The sequence below is a fragment of the Nostoc sp. genome, assembly GCF_036917515.1.
Lineage (GTDB): Bacteria > Cyanobacteriota > Cyanobacteriia > Cyanobacteriales > Nostocaceae > Nostoc.
On sequence record NZ_JBALDE010000152.1, the window covers coordinates 44021 to 67967 of the forward strand.

Below are 23947 nucleotides of genomic sequence, written 5' to 3' on the forward strand. Positions count from 1 at the left end.
TTGTAAGGATGTCTGATGAATACTGTGACACCTAAGCGATTTACAATCGCTGAATACCATCGATTGATTGAACTCGGATTTCTCACAGAGGCCAATCATATTGAATTAATTCGAGGAGAACTAATTCAAATGACAGCAAAGGGAACACCTCATACAGTTTGTAGTTCTATACTGTACCGTCAATTGGATCGGCTTTTAAGTGATCAAGCAGTCATCCGTGGACAAGATCCTATCACCCTTCCTAATCAGAGTGAGCCTGAGCCGGATGCATTGCACGAGGAAGAGATGAAGATTATCTCGCTCATCATCCCTATCCTGAAGATATTTTGTTAGTGATTGAAATTTCAGATAAAACTCTAGATTACGATCAAACAACCAAGCTTTCATTGTATGCAGAAGCTGGAATTTTTCATTACTGGATTGTGAATTTACTGGCTCGTCAACTTGAGCGTCATAACCAACCGTATCAAAATGCTCAAAATAAGTTTAGCTATCTCAGCAAGCAGATTTCTCTATCTAATCAGTCAGTAGCGATTCCTGGATTTGAAAATGCTTTATTAGACTTAAATTGCTTGTTTCCAGAGAGTGCTAGTGAATGATTTTGTTGGTATGATCGCGTAAGAAAGTGTTTTATTCTCTGAAATACGTTTAAATACTGATACTTTATATTTTAAATAATTGATATTATACTAAAATACGCAAAAAGTATGCTGTTAGTATGCACCACATCAAACTAATTATATTAATTTTAGATTTGTTTCCGAATTACATGGGTTCAGACAAGCTATTGAGAATGCTAAAAATGCTTGATAATCATTTTAATGTAATTGACAGGCAGATAAGTGAAATAAAATCTCTTCTGTCTATGCTGTAAGTAAGCATTTTTCAGTTTTCTAATACATAACTACAAACTTTTGTTTGAGCCTATGTTTGAGATTTGGGTTTCAACTTCACCACTATTTCCACATCACCCTTCGGGTTCAGCAGTCCCCTGCGACGGGAAACCCGTCTTCAGGGCTGCTTCACAACCTAAAGTATTTAAAAATCTGAAAAGTCGCTCTGTTGAAAAACCTGATAGTTTTCCCCTTATTAAAGCAGAAATCTTAGGTTGATCAACTCCCAATAGTGCGGCGGCTTTAACTTGATTCATCTCCTGTTTAGCGATGATTTCACTGATTTGACGTGCAAGTTCTGCTTTCACAAGTAGTTCATCCAGGTTTGCTAGACCTAAATCTGCAAAGACATTACTGCTACTTCTTTTACACTGATTTCTTCAGTCATTTTCTCTTCCTTTTTTTCAGGCTATAGTTTTGTGCATGATGCTCTTTTGCCCAATTAAGCCTTGCTTTAATTAATTCGATGTCTTGTTAGCAATCTTGATGAAGATGAAATAGTTTTTGAATATATTTTCAAAACCTATTTTAAAATAGTAGATGAAAGGTACATTGAACTTAATCCATAAAGGGCAGATGAGGTTCAAAATGTACTCAGAAAATTATCTTAATAGCACTGGCAAGTTAAGTAATTAGACAAACGAAACGCAAAATGATTTAATTAAAGGTATTGCCAAAACAAAAAACTTTTAATATGAGAAAACTATCTCTGATTCTTCCTTTAGCTATCCTAGCTTTTGGTAGTGTAGTTGTTAAGAGCCAAGAAATCTCCTCACCCAATACTTACACTCAATCTGTTACCCGTGAAGTTTTAGCGAGTGGTTATCCTACTCAAGATCAAAAGCAGATTCTTGAACTTGTACGCTATACCATCGCACCAGGAACAAAACTCCCTACTCATACTCATCCGGGAATGCAGATTGGACGAGTAGAAGCGGGAACTTTAACTTTTACTGTTGTAGAAGGAGAAGCTAAAGTAACCAAAGCTAACGGCACAGTATTGATTCTTCAAAAAGGAAAAACTATGCAGCTTACAGTTGGAGATTCTTTAGTTGAATCTGTCGGAATAGTTCATTATGGAGAAAACCAAACAAACAAACCGATTATTCTGTTGTCTGCTTCTCTATTTAATGCTAATCAACCAAAAGCTATTTTAATCAATCCTGAAAAAAGATGAATTTGATGAGAGATTTTGACTTGTGTCAGAGGTTTACTCATTAGTCTTTGAAATGGTATCACACAGATGACGATATGAGTTACCAGAGTTTAATCGTGTTAACCCTCTCAAGTTAAATCTGGAAGAGTTTACCAACTTTGCAAAGTGTCACAGAAAACTGAAGATTTAAATAATGTTCTAGGCTCAATATCTTGATTATTAATTACAAACTAAATTCGGCGGCACCATCCTCATCCACATCTGCATCTTTACCCACAGCAGTCGGTTTAAATTTAGAGCCATGAATTAATTCAGCAAACGTAATTCCTGGATTTTGGTGAAGAATATTCAACACACTCATAAAATCTCGCACAATTTCCCCTGGTGTCAGTAATGCTTCTGCACCCAGGCGATTAATAATTTCTTGCACAAACTCCTTCAACTCACGATTTGTCAAAGTCTGTTCATACCCAAAATTGAGTGCATGAATCTCAGTTAAACGTTGCAGAAGCGTCAAAATTTCTGCTTCACTCAATGGATTTAGCCGAATTACTGGCCCTAAATGTTCCTGAACATTAGCTTGTACAACAAAACGGCTTTCTTTTGTGCGTCTTTGCCAAGCTTGGTCTGCAAAAAGTCCCCGTTTGGGGTCTTCTAAAAATTTAGTGGTTCCACCAATGACAATACCAAGATGTTCTGCTTTGCACTGCATAATATTGTTAAACATTGCTAGAAGTCGATTATAATTCTTTTCTCGCGTTACCGTAGTAGATATTTGATATAAATGTACGGCTTCATCAACTAAAACTAACATTCCTTTATAACCAATTTCAGCGACAAATTTAGCAAATAGTTTTATATAGTCATACCAACTATCATCATCAATAATGACGCGCACTCCTAAAGCTGCTTTCGCCTCAACTTTAGTAGTAAATTCTCCACGTAACCAGCGCATTGCCGCATTTTTTAAATTATCATCATCCAATCGGTATCCACGCCAATAAGCGATAATCACACTACCAAAATCAAAACCGTGAACTAAGTCTTCAATATACTGAACTACTTCCCTAATTTTCGACTCAACTTGGTCATCAAAACCATCGTCATTCGGGCGTATTTCAGTTTCTTTAACCACTTGTTGTTGAATTTTATTAATCCATCCTTCTAAAATAGAAACTAAAGCACTACCATCAGGACGAGTTTTTGTAGCTAAGTGGCTCATTAATTCTCGATAGGTAGCTACACCTTCATTGTTGCTTCCAGCTAATCGACGTTCTGGGGATAAATCAACATCAGCTACTACAAAACCTTGCTCCATAGCCCGGTTGCGAATTAGTTGCAATAAAAAACTTTTACCAGAACCGTAGTTACCAATTATGAAGCGAAATGCTGCTACACCTTCTGCTATATCATCGAGATTTTGTAATAGGCTTTTTAGTTCTTTTTCTCGACCTACTGCTATATATTCAATTCCTACTCTTGGTACTACCCCTGCACCAAGGGAATTTATTAAAGCAGTGGAGATTTTCTTCGAGATTTTGAGCTTTGCCATGTCTTACACTTTATTTTATTCTCAACGCAGAAGCACGCAGTAAGTAGGTAAGATATTCACCTTACTACTAATCTTACGACGGTAATAATAATTTAATTTGACGAAGCATGTCTAGTCATGAAACCTTCATACATTGCAATTATTTTTTGGACATGCGTCATATATTCCTGATAAACTTCTGGAATTTCCGAATTTGAATTAATGATTAATTCCCCAATAGTATCATTGGCTCGTTCATTTATAGAATCTATTAATAGATTTGGCATAGTAATGTTTGCTTCAGCAATTTTTTTAATAGTAGCATTAGGATTATCTTGTTCGACTATAGCTTTTAATACTTGTAGTTCGTATGCTGGGAGATTTTCTAAAAAATTAGTCCATTCTTCAGAGACATTTTCCGATGTCTCAACTTCCGAATTATCAATGATATCTGAAGATTCAATTATTTCGGAAAATGGAAACAACTCACTATTATCTTCTTGCGACTTATCAGACAAAAGCTCTGGATTGCATGTTTCTACTTGTTGTAGTAATTCCCATACTTGATTTTGTAATGAGTCTCGTTCTTCTTGCAATAATGAAACTTGTTGCTGTAATTGCTGTAATTCGGCTTTGTGTTCTGCTAGTTGGGTTTTTGAAGAATTAAGAATAGCTTGGATATTTTCTCTTTCGGTTTTTGTTGCTACAAGCAATTGATTCTTTTGGGTTGTCTCAACTTCTAGCTCTTGAATTGCAATTCGCAGTTCGTATAATTTTTCTTCTAATTGAGGTTTTAGTCTGCCTAAAAGAGTTAAATTACTTTCAACTTCTTGTTTCTCGTATTGTAGCTCAGAAATTTGACTTTGCAATTGGGTGATTTCAGCACGAGATACATTACAGTTTGACTTTAAACGGCGCTTCTCTGCTGTGAGGATAGAAAAAGCATTATTCAATTCAGTTTGATTGTTCTGCAAATTATTAATTTCAGTTTGCAGGCTACTAACTTCTGTTTCTAATTGCTTCTTTTGTCCTGCAAATGTTCTTAATTCTCGATGTAAACTATCTCTTTGGCTATGGCTTTCTATGACTTGATTTTGCAACTGTTGTGATTCAGCATAGAGTAAATTATGATGTTCTTCAATTTGATTTATTTCTCTGACAACACGAGCTTTTAATCCCTCCATATCTTTAATTCGCTTGCGGAGAGAACCTAAAACAAACATTTCATAATTTCTGCGTCGCTTGTCTATGAATAATGCTGTTGTATGGATAGTAACAGCAGTAATTACACCTGTGAGAAAGGCTTTATTAAAATCCCAACTTGGAACAAGGCTAAGACCAAAACTCACACTAAAGGCAACTATCACTAGTATAAATCGATTGCTGATCGTTACTGATTGCATATTGCTGGTTTTTAGCGTAGTTAAATTATCTGAATAAGTAGCTCTCATAGTAATTATTAATTCAAAATTATCTACATATAAAATACTTAATTAATTGGTTTAGTGAAACAAAGCATTTTTATCAACTTTAGGATCGTAATCGTTCTCAAGTATCTAATTTTACTTACTAGTGCATAACATTGTTGTGTAAATCACAAAAAAGTACAATCATCAATAAAATTTCATACTACGTATTGGATGTATTATTACCTGTATTAAAAAGTGTTAAATCGGCTTTTAAAAAATCAACAAACTGCCGTGCTGTACGTCCAGAACGACCATTATGACGAGTTGCCCATTGTAATGCCTGAAATTCCAAATCTTCTTGGGTAATATTAATTTCAGCTTGTGTCACTAGATGTTGTACAATTTTTAAATAAGTTTTCTGATTGGCTGGTTCAAAGGTCAAAGTTAAACCAAAGCGATCGCTAAACGAAAGCTTCTCCTGCATCGTATCCCAGGCATGGATTTCTTCGTTATCCTTGGGAGTTGGTCTATCCACAAAAAACTCCCGAATCAGATGGCGGCGATTAGAGGTAGCGTACACCACTACATTTTGAGGGCGCGCCGTTAAATTACCTTCTAAAACTACCTTGAGGGCTTTAAAGGCATCATCATCATCTTCAAATGAAAGGTCATCGACAAAGATAATAAATTTTTGTGACACACCCCGTAAATGTTCCACAATTTCTGGTAAGTCTTTTAAATCAGATTTTGCCACTTCCAATAAGCGGAGGCTGTGATTACTATATTCATTCAACAAAGATTTCACTAAAGAAGATTTGCCAGAACCGCGACTACCGTAAAGTAATACATGCAGTGCCATCTCTCCTGATAATAAAAACTCTGTATTTTTCAGCAAAGCATCTCTTTGAGATTCGTAACCGACAAGCGCACTCAGTTTAACCGGGTCAGAATAGCGGATACCGATAAACTGCCCAGATTGCCAGCGTAAAGCGCGATATTCTGCAAATAAACCAGAGCCACATTGCCGATAATAAGCTGCTAACTCTTCTACAGCATCACCCCAATTATCTAACTCTTCTAGATATGTAGTGAATTTTGTCTCTACTCCTACTAATTCTTGCCCTTTATACCAGACTACCGGTGAAATCGGCATATGAGCTACACCTTGTACCCACTCGCTCAAAGAAGCGCTACTACATTCATAGAGACTTTGTAATGCTTGTAAATCATGCTGAACTGCTGTTACTAAAGCTGGGGGCAAATCTTCAAATTCTTGCACTCCCGCCAACCTTGTAAAAGGATTCTCAGAGAAGAGAATTTGAGTAATTAAATAGTCTTCCCAATTTTGATTTCTAGCAGCCAAAGCGTAAAAGTAACTGCCGTAGGCTTGAAGACAACTCCGTGCATCGGCTTGAGCGTAACGTATAGCTTGCAAAAGTTCCAGAAATGCTATCCCCACTTCACCTTGCAGAACAGATTGGTACAGTAAAAGTGAGGCTGCTTGGCGCTGGAGATATTGAACCTTTGTATATGAGGAAGTACTTGCCATTGGTATCGCTTGATTATCCATTAATCAATTGTGTGGTATAGCTAAATAGCTATGGTAAATTGTCTGCTGACCCTGGCAGTAAAGTCAAAGTCTACATAGGTTTTAACAATGAATTTAGGTATAGTTGCTGCTTTTGCCTACGGCATATTAGCGATTGCTGGTGGCGTTATTGGCTACATTCAAGCTACAAGTAGAGTTTCACTCCTAAGCGGTAGCATTAGCGGTTTATTACTAATACTTGCCGCTTACTTTCAACTCCAAGGACAAACTTGGGGTTCGATTTTAGCATTGTTAGTTACTGCTGGTTTAGTAGTTTTATTTGCATTTCGATTAGTAAAAACACGTAAGTTTATGCCTGCGGGATTAATGACGATTTTGGGTATATTGGCATTGGCGGTGATGGTGAATCAATTTGTGGCTTTAAGGTAGCACTAGTCTCTAAGCAATAACCATTCTCCTGTTTTTTTGGTATGGCATGACTTTCCCTGCTTTGAATTATATTAGTACATTTATATTACTTAAACAGTTCTATAAGATGCGCTCATGTAGGCTTTATTTGCGATCGCCCATAGTCATCTACAATTTGTAGGTGACAAAAACAACCTGATAATAAGCATTCCAGACATCAATTCTGAAAATTAAATCAAAAAATAATTATTAATTGCCGAAAAACTCCGGTTTTTTTGGCTTTGTGATGATAAATAAAAGTAATAGTGTTGAATCGCGTGCTTCGTACCGCGAAGGATTACTGAAATTCTTCGCTGCTCTGAGGATGACTACTAAACATCAAATAACATCTGCTGCCAATCAGTTTTTTGCTGGGGATGCTTCTTTGCCACATCAAAAAGCTCTACGACAAAACTTACTGTAGATGTATCTAAGTAACTATGCTGATAAAGTGTAAAGATGTCAAGGTATATCGGAGCAAATTTTAAAGGAATTGCAAAGTACTTGGTGCCATTTTGGCAGGTTTTTCTCCCAAATATGGGATATTAGTAGATTGTAGAAATCTTTATTATTATTCACATCTCTCTTCTTGCATTAGTTCCTATCTACTGAAAACTCTTAAGACCAAGTAAATTTGACACGATAAGTTTAAGTAATTTAATGAAGTAGGAAATAATACATGGTATTATCACTTTCTTCTCATAACGTTATCCAGTATCTGCAAGACGCGGGTCTGTGTAGCTCAGAAGATGGCTCATCAGATAAATCTGAGTTGCCAGGAAGTAGTCAGAACAATTTTAATTTACTAGTGACTTTAGCAGATAATCGCCAACTGCTCCTGAAACAAGAACGTAAGGTTAACAACAATGACGGCGCGCCTCATGAATTGTTTCAGGAGTGGCTGTTTCACCAGTTGCTCCAACAGTTTCCAGTTCTAGGTAATACTTCAGCGATGCCTACAGCAGTAAACTACGCGCCATTGGTAGTGCATTTTGACGAAGGAAATTCGATTCTCGTCCGTAGCTACTTCAGTGAATATCTAGAGCTTGCGACATTCTACCACAACAATGAGATTTTTCCCCAAGAAATTGCCTCTGCCATCGGCACGACTTTGGCAAGATTGCATCGCGCCACCTACAACCGCCGAGAATATCGGGATTTTATGGCAACTGCTCCCCAAGGAGAGTTTCGCTATGGGTTTTATAATCCAGCTCAAGGGGTAGGGTCAATTGGGCCGGAGATTTTTGGAACTGTTCCCACGGATGCACTGAAATTCTATGTTATCTATCAACAATACGAGAGTTTGTCATCTGCGATCGCAGATTTGGCATATAGCTGGAATCCTTGCTGCTTAACTCACAACGACCTAAAATTGAACAACATTTTGGTTCATTCCAGGTGGGAACAACTAGACAATTGTCTTGTACGACTAATTGACTGGGAAGCTTGTTCTTGGGGAGACCCAGCCTTTGATTTAGGAACTTTACTGGCAAGCTATTTAGGAATTTGGCTTAAGAGTCTGGTTGTAGACCCCACCATTGAGCTAGAAGAATCTCTACATTTGGCGTTAACACCGTTAGAGATTTTACAACCTTCAATTATTGCCTTAATTAGGGCTTATATAAATGCTTTCCCGATGATTTTGGAATACCGCAATAATTTTATTTCGCGGGTTATCCAGTTTGCGGGACTGGCACTAATTCATCAAATTCAAGACATGATTACGTGCCAAAAATACTTTAATAATGCTGAACTCTGTATGCTGCAAGTAGCTAAAAGTTTACTTGTAATGCCAGAACAAGCTGTGCTGACTATCTTTGGGATATCAGAGTCAGAAATGCTGAATTATATGGCAAAGATTCATAAATTTCCTCAGCCTGTAAAGGAACAGCAGTTACTTCGGATTTATTACGAAAAAACTCGGCTGCGTGGTTGTTAATACCAAAGGATAAGACCGCGCTACCAAACCAGTCATACATACTTAAATTCTGAATTCTGATTCCTGAATTCTATTTTTTTAAAGTTTGATTTTTGAATGGATTAATGCTAAATTCCTCTATCAATCAATCACTAAATTCTCTATTTGATATTACTCAGAATATCCAGATTGAGTCCAATTTTTGTATTTACCATCCCAATTATCAACCCTTCGCTCTGCCGACTAAAATAGCCGAGAGATTTCAGCAAAATTCCGTAGATTTACAACAGAAGTATCTTACTCTCCTACTACGAAATTTTCTTTATGGAATCTATTACAATGGCTCCCTGCAAAGTACTTTGGCAGTCAATAATGATAATACTAATCGCCCACAAAAGCATAATTTAGCAGATAATTCTATTTTAGAGATTGACTGGGACTTTTATGAACAACTGCACGCCAGTAATCACGGCATAGGTTACTTTGACCCTCGATGGCAGGTGTTACGCAAAGAACCTGATGGGACTATGGCTGTGACTAAAGGCGGTTTAACACTTTATATTGAGCCAGACTGCCATTTAGAATCCAGTAAAAAATCTACCAAAGTGGGTGACATGGTAGCAATCTGGATGCCCAAAAATCGACTGCAAAATGGCTGTTACTTAGCAGTTAGCAATATTGGACAAGAACGGCAAAGCAACCCAGACGCCGATTTAGGAGCAGGGCGAATCTACTTTAACTTTACGGCATCTGGTGCAATCGCTCTCATGGAAAACTTGACATTACAACTAAATGCAGCCTTGATTCCCTTTAGCTTTCAGGTTCTCCACAACCCCTCTGCATACGGACGCTATGATTCGGGGCTACTCTACTTTGAACTTCCTGACTATCCAGCAATCCGCACAATCCTTCAGAGTGTTTATATCGAAAATCAATCCCATTTCCAGCCCGAAATTCCTTTGTTTACCAAATTTTTAGCTCCAGGGTTAGGTTTAGCTGAGGAACCAACCCAAAAATTTGCGGCACAAGAAAGTTTTGGGATGAACCGTTGCCAAATCGTTGCTAATGCTTTGTTGGAAGCTTGGCAAAAAGGTAAAAATGCGATGGAAGAACGGATGAGGGTTATTGACCAACACTTTGCGCGACACCTAATAGATTTACAGCGTCCTTATCTCAATCCCTATTCTGAGGATATTTATAAGCCGTTAAATTGATTAGATTAATTGGGCATGGGGCATGGAGATAAGGGATAAGGGAGTATAAGAGAAGTTGCAGCAAGTTTTTCCCCAATGCCCAATGCCTAATTCAAAATTCCAAAATTACCGGCACATGGTCGCTGGGTTGGGTTAATTTTCTGGGTGCGATATCAATGATGCAACTTTTAGCACGCTCATACAAGATTGGTGTGAGATAGTGATGGTCAATACGCCAACCTAAGTTACGACGGAAGGCGGCGGCGCGATAATCCCACCAGCTATAATTTCCGCCTTCTGTGGTGAATTTGCGAAAAGCATCGGCAAATCCCAGTTTCAGAATATCCCGTAAGGCTTGACGCTCTGTTTCTGTTGCCATAATGTGATTTTCTGTACTCACTTGTTCATGAATATCCTTATCTTCAGGGGCAATATTGAAATCGCCGCACACACAAATTGCAGATTCTGATAACACCAGCAATCGTAAATACTCGTGTAGGGCTGTCAACCAGCGTAGTTTGTATTCGTATTTTTCAGTTCCTACCGCTGCGCCATTAGGAATATATAAGTTCACAATCCGAACACCATCAATTACACCTGTAATCACGCGCTTTTGCTCGTCCCATTCGTGATGTAAATCTGACAAAATTGCCCTAAACCCGCTACTGACATTTAGGAGTGGCTGGCGGCTAATCAGGGCTACGCCGTTATAAGATTTTTGTCCTGACATATAAAGGTTATAGCCTAACTGCTCAAAAGGCGATCGCGGAAATTCAGCATCCACAACTTTAGTTTCTTGCAAGCAAAGAACATCAACGGGATTCAGGGTTAACCAATCGATAACTTGTTCAAGGCGAGTGCGAATTGAGTTGACGTTCCAAGTAGCGATTTTCATTAGTTAATTATCAGATTTTTTCTAAATTACTAATTACGAATTATGTAATTATTGTACAATTACTTAATATTTATAATTTCTGTTCTCTTTGCTAATTACCTTTAAATGAAGCTTTAATGACTTGATCCCATTCCAGAATTTAGTATTTGCAGCTACAAAACATTCCATTTTGTAGGTTGTGCTACAAAATATTCTACCTTATTATGATTCCCAAGATAGATGCAACAAGTAATAGGTTAGCTATAGGTTAGAAGTGTAGATAAGAGTTGACTTTCGCCGATAGTCCGTTAGATTTGTCGGTAGAAAATTTGCGGTACGGTTAACCGTTATTGCGCTTTTGTTAGTCTGTTAGGTTAATTTAAATGTCAAAAGAGTAAGTACAAATGCTCTTTACTCATAAAATAATGATGTCACTCATAATATTGAGGACAATTTCATAGACTGAACCAGAAAAATTTATGAAAATCGCTCAAGTTGCCCCCTTATGGGAAAGGGTTCCACCTCCTAATTATGGAGGAATCGAACTGGTAGTGAGTCGCTTGACTGATGAACTTGTTCGTCGCGGTCATGAGGTAACTTTATTTGCCTCTGGTGATTCTCAAACCTTGGCTCATTTAGAAGCAGTTTATCCACATGCATTGCGCTTAGACCCAAACGTGAAAGAGTATGCAGTGTATGAAATGTTAGAATTAAGCCAAGTTTACCAACATGCTGCCCAATTCGATATTATCCATTCTCATGTAGGGATTTCGGCATTACCTTTAGCGAGTTTGATAACAGTAACCTCTACAGTCCACACCCTGCACAATAATTTTACAACTGATAACCGTCACGCATTTAGCTACTACCAAAAGCAACCATACATCAGCATTAGTAACTCGCAGCGTCAAATCGATCTTAATTATGTTGGTACGGTTTATAACGGAATTGAGTTAGTAGATTACCCATTCGTAGCCCAACCGTTAGAACCTGGATATTTAGCATTTTTAGGTCGTTTTTCGCCAGATAAAGGCCCGCAACATGCGATTGCCATTGCTAAACAAAGTGGTTGGCGCTTGAAGATGGCAGGAAAGGTTGATGCAGTATACTCTGAGTTTTTTGAACAAGAGATTGTCCCCCATATAGATGGTCAGCAAATCGAGTATCTCGGTGAAATTAACCACACCGAAAAAACTCAACTTCTGGGCAATGCTGCGATAACTCTTTTCCCCATTAGCTGGCAAGAACCTTTTGGCTTAGTAATGATTGAATCAATGGCAACTGGTACACCAGTGATTGCCATGAATTTCGGTTCCGTATCTGAAGTTATTGCCCACGGCAAGACAGGTTTTATCTGCAATAGCTATGCAGAAATGGCGACAACGATTCCACTAGCTTTGGAACTCAATCGTCAAACCTGTCGAAAACACATAGAAAACAACTTTAGTGTTAGCCAAATGGTTAACGGATATGAAGCTGTTTACAGACAAATTATTAAAGACCGCATAGAATCGAATGGCCGCATTCATGCAGCTAAAATTCAGTTTTAATTAACTGCTTTTTTTAATCAGCTTAAAACAACAATTTTTTTAAGGAGGATATTGGTATGAGTACGAGAGCCAACACCTGCCCATGCTGCGGTGGTTCCCTCCTGCGTCATGCCCGTCATGGTGAACTATATTGGTTTTGCCTATCATGCCGACAAGAAGTACCGCTATTAACTGCTACTCGCCTGCCTAATGTGGCTAATGTGGAAACCCGGAACACCGGAGTGGTTCCCCAGCCAGCGGTGAATACCTAGTTTTTCAACATATAAAACCTACTAAAAATCAATACTGATTTAGTTTAAACCTATCAATAAGCCTCAACTGGTAAAATCGAATGGAGCTAATTGATAGGTTTAAAGTTTTGTTAGCAGCCTTACTTTACGGTCAAGAAGATTTACGTCTAGAGCAAGTTTCTGACCCCACTCCGGCGGCTGGGGAAGTCGCGATCGAAGTAGGGGCAGCAACAACTTGTGGTACAGATTTGAAAGTCTGGCGGCGTGGTGGTCATGCCAGGATGCTGATATTACCAACGCTGTTTGGTCACGAAGCGGCTGGGCGAATTGTTGCTGTGGGTGTAGGGGTGACAAATTGGCAAGTTGGCGATCGCGTCGTCGCTAATAATTCTGCTCCATGCATGGAATGTTTTTTTTGTCAACGTCAAGAATATTCCTTATGTCCAAATTTGACCTGGAATAATGGGACTTTTGCCCAATACCTAAAAATTCCCGCACCGATCGTCGAGCATAATTTGTTGCAGGTTCCTGATGAGTTGCCGTGGGAATTGGCAGCGATGACAGAACCTTTAGCTTGTGTGTTGCATGGCGTAGCGCGTTCTAATATTAAGCCCAAAGATAAAGTAGTCGTTTTGGGAGATGGGGCGATCGGGTTGATGTTTGTGGCAGCCTTGAGTGAGAAAGCTGAGGTTTTGCTATGGGGAGGTAATAACCACAGGCTAGAAATTGGTCAGAAATTGGGTGCAACCCAGACCTTTAATTATCATCAAATTCTAGAGATTCCCAGTGTAGTGAAAGAATTTACCCAAGGATGGGGTGCAGATGTAGTAATTGAAGCCACTGGTGTACCAAGTGTTTGGGAAACTGCGATCGCCTGTGCCCGTCCTGGTGCAACAGTCAACTTATTCGGTGGATGTCCACGGGATAGCAGCATTACTGTCAGTACAGAACAGCTACACTATAGCGAACTTACCATCAAAGGCGTGTTTCATAATACACCAGAGTATGTGCGATTGGCGCTTGCACTCATAGCTAGTCGCAAAATTCCCTTTGAGTTACTTATTAGCGAACAGCGACCATTAAAAGATTTAGAACAGGTGTTTTCTGATATGAAGGCGCGTAAAGTAATAAAGGTGGCAATGATTCCTTAATTTTTTGCGGCGTACAGCAAATGATTTGGGTCTAGCCAAACAATGTAGAAAATCTTGTCAATAAAGAACACATGAACCCTACCATGTTCATTTGAGGAGATAGAAAACTGATATGGGATGTCAACGTTAAAACATGACAACACTACAACCACCCCTTTCAGTATGCTAGATAATAGTTAGCTTTTATTTGCTCTAATACATCATTTTACAGAGTTATCACCGCAAGAGCTAGGAAGAATTTTTCTGCTTCTTATAGTTTAATTGAGCGATCGCTATAATTGCATCTCTACCAACCAATAACTAAATCCTTATGGCAAACACTATTTCAATTACCGATTCTCTAGTTCCTAATCCCATCCCTAAATCAACAATTATTCGTTTAGAGAATATCTTTAAAGTATATGGCAGTGGCGAAACTGAAGTTAAAGCACTTAACGATGTGAATTTGACTATCCACGAGGGCGAATATTGTTCAATTATGGGGCCGTCTGGTTCCGGAAAATCCACAGCTATGAATATTATCGGCTGTCTAGACCGACCCACAGGCGGACACTATTACTTAGATAATATAGATGTGGCGCAAATGGATGATAAATCCTTAGCACACATCCGTAATAAAAAGCTGGGCTTTGTCTTCCAACAATTCCATTTATTACCCCAACTCACAGCATTAGAAAATGTGATGCTACCAATGGTTTATGCTAGTGTGAGTACGAAAGAAAGAAGTGATCGCGCAACTGTTGCACTGACACGAGTAGGTTTAGCAAATCGCCTCAACAACAAACCAACTCAACTATCTGGTGGACAACAGCAAAGAGTAGCGATCGCGCGTGCGATCGTCAATCGTCCTGTAGTACTTCTCGCCGATGAACCCACAGGCGCACTTGATTCACGTACAACCCAAGAAGTCTTAGATATTTTTGGCGAACTCAATGCCAGTGGAATCACAGTTGTGATGGTGACACATGAACCAGAAGTCGCTCGTCAAACTCATCGCATCGTTTGGTTTCGTGATGGTCAAGTAGTACACTCCAATCTCACTCCAGCCGACTTGAGTCAGTTAGCTGTCTCGTAGGTTATAAAAGTCCGCCTATGCGGACTTTAGGTTGTATAGGAGCGACTTCTAGTCGCCAAAGCTGATTACAAACTTGAGGTTTTCCCAGTTTCTGCTTGCGTTGGAATTGGCTTAATATCGGTGTAACCTACTTCACCAGCAATTGTCCGAAACACTGACATTTGCTCCTCAAAATCTAGTCCTTCAATTTGGGAAAGCAGATCATTAATTGCCTTACTTGGCTGGTAGCTAGCTGGCATTCCAACCACTGTATCTCCCATAGCTACTGCCCAAGCATACCAAACTAACAGTTGATTATTTTCTTTTATCGCCCCATAAGCATGAGAATATTCTGTGTCTTTGCGGTTAACAATATCCCGCATAATTTCTAGTTGCTGCTCATCAGATAATTTAAAATAATCTCCTAGCAGAAGTGGTGCTAACTCTGGTTCAGCCGCAGCGGGAGCAGCAGGTGTGATCGAATCACCCATCTTTTTATAAGCAAAATAGAACCAGGCTAATTTGGCATCGGTATCTAAGGCGTTAAACGCATCCACCAATTTTTGAGTTTCATCGCTCTGAGCTTGAGAAATATTTTTATCGTAACTTGCAGTCATTATAATTTGTCTCCAAAATAATTTAATATGCCAAATTAAGAGGTACCAGAGTTTGATAATCAGATTCTACTACCCATAGAAATAGTTAAAATAATTGGAAATTCTAGCTTTAATCTACCTTTTAATAGAGGTAAAAGTCTCCCCCAGGAAGCAACAAAGCAGCACATTACTTCGCTATGATTGCCCTAGCAATAAAAAATTTACCTAAGGTTTTAATGATGCCTGATGAAGAAGTGAAGCCCAATTTAAATGAAGCTTCCACCCAGGAAGCACAATTAGCTGCCGATAACATAGCTAGTGGTGAAGAAGAAACGCCAACGGTGAATTTTGATGCTGATTATGTAGCTGCACAAAAATTCAGCGTTAGTGAAGTTGATCGCACAAGTAAAGGTGCAGCAGCAGCCGAAGCAGCTACTGCACCTGATCAGAAAACCTCTCAGCCACAACAGACAAAAACTCAAACTCAGTCAACTGGCAATCCTAATGATTTTATAGAGTCAGCAAAAGAAGTTGGGAATTCTCAGACTGAGGTTGTAACCGACGTCAGTGATGATTTAGTAGAAGAAGCTTTGGAAAAGGGCGAACGGCAAAATTAATTTCCTTTAATTTCTTGCTATTTTGTCAGATGGGCAATGTCACAAATATGAAAATTGAAGTTCTCGACATGTGTAGACATTGCCCAGTATATTGTTTTGAGCAATTGTCAATTGTTAAAATTATCGCAATCGACTTTTGACTATTTATTAATTAACGGCTGTTCATCACTTCTAGTAGTTCGCTAGGCTGCTGAATTAAATAATCTGGATTTTGCTTGGCTAGTACTTCCGGTGAGTTAAAGCCCCAAGTGACTGCAATCACTTGGATATTTGCTTTTTTTGATGCTTCTATATCTCTGGTTTCATCTCCAACATAAATAACTTCTTGAGGTTTTAGCTGCTTTTGCCTCAAGACATTATTTATAATAGTTGTTTTGCCAAAAATTGTAATTCCTGAGTAGATAAAATCAAATAGGTGATTTAAATCATTGATTGTGAGGAATTGCGTAACGTTTTCTTTAGAATTAGAAGTGATAATACCCAGTTTATATCCTTGATTTTGGAGTTCTGTTAATGCTTCCTTAATTCCCGGAATTGGCTTTAATTCTGGGATTTTGTTTTTTAATTCCCCTTTCACTTTTTTAACTAGAAAAGGTATCTTAAATAAAGAAACTCCTGAGTACTTAATGATTTCCCTAGATGTTAAGTTCTTGAGGAAGGCTAATTGTTCTAGGCTTATTTGTCTATAACCAAATTCTCCAGCTAAACGATTAGCAATACTTACAAGGGCATCTACTGTATCAGCAATTGTGCCATCAAAATCAAAAATAATTACTTTCTGGGTCATTCTTCTGCCTGGATGCGTCAAGATTAGCTAGGGCGTTGCGTCGTAACATTTCTGGCTTAATCCGCCGCAAGGCAGATGCTGGAAATCGTTTATCCCACTCCTGCTCTGAGATTTGGGCTAATTCTAGCAGGTGGGGAGCAATATTCCCAGGATAAGGCTGAAACTCTTCAATATCAGTTGTTTGGGCAAAACGTTGATTCCAAGGACAAACATCTTGGCAAATATCGCAACCAGCAACCCAGCCTTGCAAATGAGGTGCGATCGCCTCTGGCAATTTCTTGTCCCGATTTTCAATTGTATGATAAGCAATGCAACGATTAGCATCGACAACAAAAGGCTGAGTAATTGCACCTGTGGGACAAGCCTGAAGACAACGAGTACAGTTACCACAGTGTTCTGTGTGTGGGCGATCGCCCTCTAATTCTAAATTGGTCAACACTTCTCCCAAAAATACCCAAGAGCCATATTCCCGTGTAATCAGATTACCATTCTTGGCAATCCAACCAATTCCGGCAAGTTGAGCTAGCACTTTATCTTGCACCGGGCCAGTATCTGCATAATAAAGAGCTAATACGCTTGCATCAAGTGATTTTAGCCATATAGATAGCTGCTTAAGTTTTCTATGCATCACCTTGTGATAATCTCTTCCCCAACCATAACGGGAAATTTTAGCGTATTCCTCACCTTCAGGACGTTGATGTGATGTGTAGTAATTCAGCGCTACACACACTAGTGATCGCACCTCTGGCATCACTAAGCGGATATCCTGACGCTTTGGATTAGCCATCCATTTCATATCAGCGTGATAACCTAGTTCAATCCATGCTTGCAACCTCTGCGCTTCTGTGGGATTTACCCGATCTACAGCAGTAATTCCAACTTTGTGAAAGCCCAACTCGCTGGCTTTTTCTTTCACCAGACTGCTGCTCGTTACAGAATACTGATTCATTTTTTTATCTAGATTTTGCCTAAATAAAGGCTTTTTGATTATACATTATCTAGCTAATATCTTTAATTAAGATTTGTTACTTACCTTGTATATAGCCTGTCTTAAGTTGCGTAGTATCTTAAGACTTCTATCGTCAGGAAGATTTATTAATATGTAGCAATCTATCTCAACAGCAGCTTTTTTTTTACTTATTTTTGTATTGAAATTGATATTCAGATAGAATAATACAGGTAATTTTATGACCTCTGCTGAATTTATATCGCCAGCGCAGTTTAAAGAAGAATTCCAGATTGAGGGAATTACAGAACCAAGCGTACTGCGTTATTTTGAAACCTTAAATGCAGGAGAATTTGAGGCAACTGCTGCCTTGTTTGCGATAGATGGTGTAATGCGTCCGCCATTTGAATCTGATATTGTGGGGACAGATGCGATCGCAGCCTACTTAAAACAAGAAGGTCAAAACATTAAAGCTTACCCCAACACAGGAATAGCCGAGACCTTAGAAAATGGAGATATCCAAGTCCAGGTAACAGGCAAAGCACAAACTTCGTGGTGTAGTGTTAATGTCTTGTGGCTATTTATCCTCAACCAACAACGGCAAATTTATTATACTAGAATCAAACTTTTAGCTTCCCCTAAAGAGTTACTTTCTTTACGTCGTGAAAAGTAAATAGCCAATAACTAAAAAGGGCAAAGTTTTAAATCAATATTTCTCACCCAGTCACACAGAATTCATGGCTTTATTCTGAACGGCAGTTGCTAAAGAGCAGGAACGCTAAAAGCCAACAAGTCAGAATAACGCACTGCCCCTTCCTGAATTCTTCCTCATAAATAGCATGACTTAAAAAATAGTAACTTTTGTCTATTGGGCTAATTCGGGTAAAGTAGCTTCTAACTTCAGACAGTTGGCACCATTAACCTGCAACTTGTAATCTACTTTATCCATAAGACGATTCATAATCAGCCAACCATAACCACCTTCTTGCTTTTCCATCGGGTTTGGAGCGTAGTAGTTAGACATATCAAAGCCTTCGCCGTAGTCCCAAATTTCTAGGGCAAAATCCCGGTCTTTCACTTCTAAACGCAGTAAGATTGGTAAATTTGGTTGCTCCTTATGAGCATGACGGACTGCATTAGAGTAGGCTTCCACTAAAGCCAGTCTCAAACGACTTGATTGCCGTGACCAATCCACAGATTCCCCTAGCTGAATTTTCAAACATCCCAACAACCAGTTTTCAACAATATTCAGAAAATTCAAGTCGCTTGGTACATGAAGCTCACTTTTCATGACTTACAAAATCTCCAGTGAAAGTATAGTTTGATCGTCTTCTTGAACGTGATTATCTGCCTGGATGCGAGCTAGTAAATGGTTAAGAGAAAGTGGTTGTTGCTCTTGTTGTAAGAGTTGCCAAAGACCATCTTGATTCAGCATCGAACGATTCACCGTTTCAACCCCAGCCTCAATTTTTCCTGTTGAATCATGATTATTTGATACCATTGCTTCTGTAATTCCATCGCTAGCTAGTAACAATGTGTCTCCAGCAGCTAGAACCAAGCGACCAGACTGTGCCTGCCACTTGGGCAAAATCCCTAAAGGAACGCTGCGAACTTTCAGGTAATTGGGATTTTCACCTAAAGTCGAGCAACGCGACCATAATATTGGATAAATATGACCAGCATTAGTGTAGACCAGTTCCTTAGTACTAGGGGTATAACAAGCTAACACAAGAGTGACAAAATAATTGTTGCTAATTAAATCTTCACTGAGAGCGTGGTTGAGGTTCTGCATGACCACATTCGGCTCTGCTGGTGTCTCTTGAGATAATTCTCGGCGCAAAACTGAAATAATACTAGCCATAAATAAAGCTGCTGGGACGCCCTTGCCAGAAACATCACCCACTGCTAACCACAAGTCGCCTTTGGGATGGACAAAAACTTCAAAAAAATCGCCTCCGACTTCTCGCGCGGGATAGCAGCAAGCTTGTACCTTTACACCTTTGATGTCAGGTAAACTTTGGCGTAGCAGGTTGTATTGAATTTGGCGAGCCACCTCTAACTCAGTGTGAATCTGCTGTTGCTTTTCTTGGAGGCGTTGGTAGAGTTTTGCTTGGGAGAGGGCTAAGGCTGCTTGTTCAGCAACACCTGCAATTAGTTGGATGTCTTCGTCTTCCCAAGGGCGATCGCGTCCCCATTGGTGGAGGGTCAGCACAGCCAACAGATGCTGATGGTAGCTCAGTGGCACAACTAGGTGGTGACTAAGATTACCGTTATATATATCTTGAGCAAGTTGATAATGACGGGTTTCCAGCACCTTTTCGATTAAAACACTGGAGTCGAAGAAGCAATCTAATATATCAGATTTCGGATCGCGGTAGAAAAACTCGTCTTGTGTGAGGCGATCGCTCTCTACTGGTTTGAGCAAGCAATTGGTTGCTTCAAATGTTTCTCCAATAGTTGCGACAATCTTTTGCAGCATACTATCGTAGTCTAAAGATTCCCGAATTGCTGTTGTTACCGCGTTAAACAAAGATTCTCGCCGTAGGGCCCGACGTAACTCTTGGGTGCGCTTCTTAACTAGGCGATATATATCAGTAGCTTGCTCAACTAAGCTTCTCAGCCGTTCTGGATTCCAGGGTTTGGTAATATACTTGAATACCTGACCAGAGTTAATCGCATCTACTAAATCTTCGACATCAGTAAAACCAGTTAACAAAATCCGAATCGTGTCTGGAAAGCGCTCTACAGTGCGACTAAAAAATTCCGTGCCATTCATTTCTGGCATTCTTTGGTCAGAAATAATTACCGCCATTTCGCCAAATTGATCCAAGATTTCCAGAGCACCAAAGGCATGATTGGCTTTATATACTTGAAAATCTCGCCTAAAAGTGCGGTAGAGTAAATCTAGGTTATCTGGCTCATCATCTACCACCATGAGCTTTAGTTTGTTCGTCCCAATCTCAGCCATATTTGACTTTTGTTTTCATATATTTGAATAGCGAGATAGTATGATGTTTATCCCACTTAAGAAATAAGAGAAAATCAGAGAAGCCATTCACTTTGAAAATATAACTTTTCAAAGTTGTGAGTTTCCCTTGATTATCCTCAATTGATCCACACCAAAATTAAATTTATCCAACTAACCCAGAACGCAAGGCGCGGACTGCTGCTTGGGTACGGTCATCGGCACATAGCTTATTCAAAATATTGCGAACGTGAGTTTTAACAGTACCAACTGTGATGTAAAGTCTTTCCGCAATTACTGCATTACTACAACCTTCGACAATCAACTGTAACACTTCCAATTCCCTTTCTGTCAGGGTGTAAGATTGAATTTCTTCCAAATTCTCAAAAGAATCTGGGTCAGGAGCAATAGTCTTAGAATCGACCAAAGCCGATTCCAACTTTTGAGGATTTTGTTGCGCTTGTTGTAATACAATCCGAGCGATCGCTGGATCGATCCAGGCGTTGCCATTGTAAGTTACTCGCACTGCTTCCAGCAAATTATCAAATTTGATATCTTTCATACAGTAAGAGTCTGCACCAGCGGCAAAAGCTGCTAACACTGCTTCTTTGTGATCCCGCAGCGTCAAAATTAACACCTTGGTAAGTAACTGCTGCCCATTAGTAGTAGATTTTACCTCCCGTGTTAACTCAATGCCATCCTTATCTGGTAAACCAATATCTACAATGGCAATATCTGGTTGTAGCATTTTTAACATTTTTAGACCTTCAGCAGCATTAGCAGCTTCACCTACAACTTCAATTTCATTTTTTTGTTGTAGTGCTGTACGAATACCCACACGAGTTAGGTCATGATCTTCAATCAGAGCGATACGAATTTTACTCATAGCCAACTTCAGCCCGTTACACTATAACCATAAAGTCGAGTTTCGTGATATACTCCCACACTAACTGCAAGCAGTATAGTGGGGCTTCTATTCCCGTAACCAGAGTTGCAAGTTGAGCGTTTTATACTGAGTGAATTTCACACTTTAACAATAAAAGTTGGACTGATTCAGCCCAAGTATAAGCGCCTAAAATTAATAGACAGAGGAGTGAAATTAATTATGTGTTATTTAAAATCCTTATATATACGTAGCACTGCTACGTATACACATTCTTGTTCACTCTTATGTCTATTTAGTTTAATTATGCTTTCTCTCGTTCCAGGGCAAAGGGGAATCTCTTTTGCCTAAGTTCTAATATAAAAAAATTTGATAAACTTAACATTCATGCAAAATCTGGTGTGAGTATTACTTAAGAATAGGCTATGTCTAACAGCAATCAAGCATTTTCAGTGTTGGGAATACCAGTTCATGTGATGGCTGACTATCCAGGCTGGTTGTTAGAATGCCTGCATACAGGCAGAGGAACTCATGTCGTAACGCTCAATGCAGAAATGACTATGCAGGCAGAGCGAAATCAATTATTAGCTCAGGTGATTAAAAATGCTGAACTCGTGATTCCAGATGGAGCCGGGGTTGTTCTGTATTTACGATGGCTATTATGGCAAAAAGTGCAGCGTTTTCCAGGAATTGAATTAGCAGAAAAACTTTTGCAAGCACTTGGGCAACAGAAGACAGGGACAAAGATATTTTTTTATGGAGGAGCGCCTGGGGTAGCTGCAAATGCGGCAGATTTTTGGCAGCAGCAAATTCCATTGAGTATAGTCGGCACTCACTCAGGCTACCATTCCCTAGAAGAAGAAGCACAATTGCGACAAACTCTTGCTCAATTGCAGCCACAAGTGGTTTTTGTCGGTTTGGGAGTGCCACGTCAAGAATTATGGATTGCCGAAAACCGCCATTTATGTCCCCAAGCAATTTGGATTGGTGTTGGTGGTAGTTTTGATATTTGGTCAGGAACTAAAACTCGCGCTCCCACCTGGTTAGGAAATAATAATTTGGAATGGTTGTATCGCCTTTATCAAGAACCTTGGCGCTGGCGGCGGATGCTGGCTTTGCCAGCGTTTGCTGTGAAAGCGTTTGTTTATCGTTTGACAGCAAGGGGTGCAATTAGTTAAGAGTGCTGAGTGCTGTTAGCGGAAATGGGGCGTTTAGCCCGTGCTGAGTTCTGAATTCTGAGTGTTCTTACTTAGTTAGTATTAAAGTCTTAAAAAAATTTTAAATTTTCTTTGTTGAATTTTAAATTCCCAGGCGAAACCTGGGAATCCTTATTTTGAGGAGAATGTCACATTTAAGCAGGCAAACTGTTTGGTTGTGGGTATGAGGAAAATTTAACAATGCCAGTATTAACAACTCAAGTTAAGACAAACAAATCCGTTCATCAAGAGGACAGTGAAACTCAACAGCACGGTAGTAATACTACTACGAACGTACAATTGCAATCTGTAACCAAAACTTATGCTAATGGCACTCACGCCTTATTGAATGCAAACCTTGAGGTAAAAAAGGGAGAATTTCTGTTTATCACGGGGCCAAGTGGTTCTGGAAAATCAACGCTCTTGAAACTGCTGTATGGCCAGGAGTTGCCTACACAGGGAGAAGTGGTTGTTGATAAATGTAATATAGCGGATTTGCGGGGCGATCGCTTGTCATTATTGCGGCGACGGATTGGTATTGTGTTTCAAGACTACAAACTCATTAGCCAACGAACAGTAGCAGAAAATGTCACTTTTGTGCTGCAAGCTCAAGGGTATACCCGTAAAGAAATTCAACGACGTTTAGAACCAACTTTAAAGCTGGTAGGTTTACTGAGTAAAGCTGACTGTTTTCCAGATCAACTGTCTGGAGGAGAACAGCAACGGGTGAGTATTGCCCGTGCGATCGTTGGTACACCACCCCTACTGTTGGCCGATGAGCCTACTGGAAATCTCGATGCAGATAATTCCTGGCAAGTAATCCAGATTCTCCAAAAGTTAAATTCCTTTGGGGCTACGGTAATTGTTACTACCCACGATGAACAATTGGTACGGCGGTGCAATCATCCGGTAGTACAAGTTTGTAATGGAAGGTTGTCTCGAAAACAAGTGTTGGGCATGGGGCATGGAGCATTGGGCATTGGAAATTAATTAGGACTGATC

24 protein-coding genes and 1 pseudogene are annotated in these 23947 nt (G+C 39.4%); 14 read left to right on the forward strand and 11 right to left on the reverse strand.

Annotation, left to right across the window (positions count from 1 at the left end):
• The first annotated feature begins 15 nt into the window (after window positions 1-15).
• Window positions 16-599, forward strand: a pseudogene (locus V7K89_RS19670) (Uma2 family endonuclease).
• Between the two features lie 368 nt (window positions 600-967).
• Here the strand turns inward: V7K89_RS19670 and V7K89_RS19675 are convergent.
• The gene (locus V7K89_RS19675; protein ID WP_442941716.1) at window positions 968-1201 is read right to left on the reverse strand and encodes a helix-turn-helix domain-containing protein; all 234 of its coding nucleotides are present in this window, start codon (window positions 1199-1201) and stop codon (window positions 968-970) included.
• Window positions 1202-1587: 386 nt separating this feature from the next.
• Between V7K89_RS19675 and V7K89_RS19680 the strand changes: the two genes are divergently transcribed.
• A complete protein-coding gene (locus tag V7K89_RS19680; RefSeq protein WP_335190004.1) occupies window positions 1588-2070 on the forward strand; it encodes a cupin domain-containing protein in 483 nt (160 codons plus the stop codon).
• A 202-nt stretch (window positions 2071-2272) separates the two neighbouring features.
• Here the strand turns inward: V7K89_RS19680 and V7K89_RS19685 are convergent, their stop codons facing one another.
• The 3 genes from V7K89_RS19685 to V7K89_RS19695 all read right to left on the reverse strand — a co-directional run bounded on the left by V7K89_RS19685 (window position 2273) and on the right by V7K89_RS19695 (window position 6559).
• A complete protein-coding gene (locus tag V7K89_RS19685) occupies window positions 2273-3601 on the reverse strand; it encodes an ATP-binding protein (protein WP_335190006.1) in 1329 nt (442 codons plus the stop codon).
• A gap of 92 nt (window positions 3602-3693) precedes the next feature.
• Window positions 3694-5031: a tellurite resistance TerB C-terminal domain-containing protein gene (locus tag V7K89_RS19690; protein WP_335190008.1), complete on the reverse strand. Its 1338-nt coding sequence runs from the start codon at window positions 5029-5031 to the stop codon at window positions 3694-3696.
• 178 nt (window positions 5032-5209) lie between these two features.
• Window positions 5210-6559 carry an ATP-binding protein gene (locus V7K89_RS19695; RefSeq protein WP_335190011.1) on the reverse strand — a complete coding sequence of 450 codons (1350 nt, stop codon included), beginning with the start codon at window positions 6557-6559 and terminating at the stop codon, window positions 5210-5212.
• Between the two features lie 87 nt (window positions 6560-6646).
• Here V7K89_RS19695 and V7K89_RS19700 point away from each other — a divergent pair, with 87 nt between their 5' ends.
• The 4 genes from V7K89_RS19700 to V7K89_RS19715 all read left to right on the forward strand — a co-directional run bounded on the left by V7K89_RS19700 (window position 6647) and on the right by V7K89_RS19715 (window position 10117).
• Window positions 6647-6967 (forward strand): TMEM14 family protein, encoded by a 321-nt coding sequence (locus tag V7K89_RS19700; protein ID WP_335190013.1) that lies wholly within the window; start codon window positions 6647-6649, stop codon window positions 6965-6967.
• A 232-nt stretch (window positions 6968-7199) separates the two neighbouring features.
• Window positions 7200-7409, forward strand: coding sequence for a hypothetical protein (locus tag V7K89_RS19705; RefSeq protein ID WP_335190015.1), 210 nt, complete (start codon window positions 7200-7202; stop codon window positions 7407-7409).
• Between the two features lie 255 nt (window positions 7410-7664).
• Window positions 7665-8924, forward strand: coding sequence for a phosphotransferase family protein (locus V7K89_RS19710; protein WP_335190017.1), 1260 nt, complete (start codon window positions 7665-7667; stop codon window positions 8922-8924).
• Between the two features lie 104 nt (window positions 8925-9028).
• Window positions 9029-10117 (forward strand): T3SS effector HopA1 family protein, encoded by a 1089-nt coding sequence (locus tag V7K89_RS19715; RefSeq protein ID WP_335190019.1) that lies wholly within the window; start codon window positions 9029-9031, stop codon window positions 10115-10117.
• Window positions 10118-10208: 91 nt separating this feature from the next.
• Here V7K89_RS19715 and xth read toward each other — a convergent pair whose 3' ends face one another.
• Entirely contained in the window at window positions 10209-10991 is a 783-nt protein-coding gene (gene xth, locus V7K89_RS19720; RefSeq protein ID WP_335190021.1) for an exodeoxyribonuclease III, read from the reverse strand.
• Between the two features lie 458 nt (window positions 10992-11449).
• On the opposite strand from xth, the gene V7K89_RS19725 reads away from it, so the two are divergent.
• From V7K89_RS19725 to V7K89_RS19740, 4 genes are all read left to right on the forward strand, one after another.
• Window positions 11450-12520 (forward strand): glycosyltransferase family 4 protein, encoded by a 1071-nt coding sequence (locus tag V7K89_RS19725; RefSeq protein ID WP_335190023.1) that lies wholly within the window; start codon window positions 11450-11452, stop codon window positions 12518-12520.
• Between the two features lie 56 nt (window positions 12521-12576).
• The gene (locus V7K89_RS19730; RefSeq protein ID WP_335084683.1) at window positions 12577-12771 is read left to right on the forward strand and encodes a hypothetical protein; all 195 of its coding nucleotides are present in this window, start codon (window positions 12577-12579) and stop codon (window positions 12769-12771) included.
• 107 nt (window positions 12772-12878) lie between these two features.
• The gene (locus V7K89_RS19735) at window positions 12879-13901 is read left to right on the forward strand and encodes a zinc-dependent alcohol dehydrogenase (RefSeq protein ID WP_335190063.1); all 1023 of its coding nucleotides are present in this window, start codon (window positions 12879-12881) and stop codon (window positions 13899-13901) included.
• A gap of 310 nt (window positions 13902-14211) precedes the next feature.
• Entirely contained in the window at window positions 14212-14976 is a 765-nt protein-coding gene (locus V7K89_RS19740; RefSeq protein WP_335190026.1) for an ABC transporter ATP-binding protein, read from the forward strand.
• 65 nt (window positions 14977-15041) lie between these two features.
• Here the strand turns inward: V7K89_RS19740 and V7K89_RS19745 are convergent, their stop codons facing one another.
• Window positions 15042-15572, reverse strand: a complete 531-nt coding sequence (locus tag V7K89_RS19745) for an orange carotenoid protein N-terminal domain-containing protein (protein WP_335190028.1) — start codon at window positions 15570-15572, stop codon at window positions 15042-15044.
• 218 nt (window positions 15573-15790) lie between these two features.
• Between V7K89_RS19745 and V7K89_RS19750 the strand changes: the two genes are divergently transcribed.
• On the forward strand, window positions 15791-16168 hold the full coding sequence (locus V7K89_RS19750) for a hypothetical protein (protein WP_335190065.1): 378 nt from the start codon (window positions 15791-15793) through the stop codon (window positions 16166-16168).
• Window positions 16169-16319: 151 nt separating this feature from the next.
• Here V7K89_RS19750 and V7K89_RS19755 read toward each other — a convergent pair whose 3' ends face one another.
• Both V7K89_RS19755 and queG read right to left on the reverse strand, forming a co-directional pair.
• Window positions 16320-16955, reverse strand: coding sequence for an HAD-IA family hydrolase (locus tag V7K89_RS19755; RefSeq protein WP_335190030.1), 636 nt, complete (start codon window positions 16953-16955; stop codon window positions 16320-16322).
• Window positions 16930-17904, reverse strand: a complete 975-nt coding sequence (gene queG, locus V7K89_RS19760; protein WP_335190032.1) for a tRNA epoxyqueuosine(34) reductase QueG — start codon at window positions 17902-17904, stop codon at window positions 16930-16932. Before queG ends, V7K89_RS19755 begins: the two co-directional genes overlap by 26 nt.
• A gap of 238 nt (window positions 17905-18142) precedes the next feature.
• Here queG and V7K89_RS19765 point away from each other — a divergent pair, with 238 nt between their 5' ends.
• Entirely contained in the window at window positions 18143-18574 is a 432-nt protein-coding gene (locus V7K89_RS19765) for a ketosteroid isomerase family protein (protein WP_335190034.1), read from the forward strand.
• Between the two features lie 192 nt (window positions 18575-18766).
• On the opposite strand, the gene V7K89_RS19770 is transcribed toward V7K89_RS19765, so the two are convergent.
• The 3 genes from V7K89_RS19770 to V7K89_RS19780 form a co-directional block, all read right to left on the reverse strand.
• Window positions 18767-19192, reverse strand: coding sequence for an ATP-binding protein (locus tag V7K89_RS19770; RefSeq protein WP_335050328.1), 426 nt, complete (start codon window positions 19190-19192; stop codon window positions 18767-18769).
• Window positions 19193-19195: 3 nt separating this feature from the next.
• The gene (locus V7K89_RS19775) at window positions 19196-20869 is read right to left on the reverse strand and encodes a SpoIIE family protein phosphatase (protein ID WP_335190036.1); all 1674 of its coding nucleotides are present in this window, start codon (window positions 20867-20869) and stop codon (window positions 19196-19198) included.
• Between the two features lie 163 nt (window positions 20870-21032).
• Window positions 21033-21752, reverse strand: a complete 720-nt coding sequence (locus tag V7K89_RS19780) for a response regulator transcription factor (RefSeq protein WP_335190038.1) — start codon at window positions 21750-21752, stop codon at window positions 21033-21035.
• Window positions 21753-22174: 422 nt separating this feature from the next.
• Between V7K89_RS19780 and V7K89_RS19785 the strand changes: the two genes are divergently transcribed.
• Together V7K89_RS19785 and ftsE are read left to right on the forward strand one after the other, a co-directional pair.
• Window positions 22175-22927: a WecB/TagA/CpsF family glycosyltransferase gene (locus V7K89_RS19785; RefSeq protein ID WP_335190040.1), complete on the forward strand. Its 753-nt coding sequence runs from the start codon at window positions 22175-22177 to the stop codon at window positions 22925-22927.
• A gap of 219 nt (window positions 22928-23146) precedes the next feature.
• Window positions 23147-23935 carry a cell division ATP-binding protein FtsE gene (gene ftsE, locus V7K89_RS19790; RefSeq protein WP_335190042.1) on the forward strand — a complete coding sequence of 263 codons (789 nt, stop codon included), beginning with the start codon at window positions 23147-23149 and terminating at the stop codon, window positions 23933-23935.
• Window positions 23936-23947: the final 12 nt, after the last annotated feature.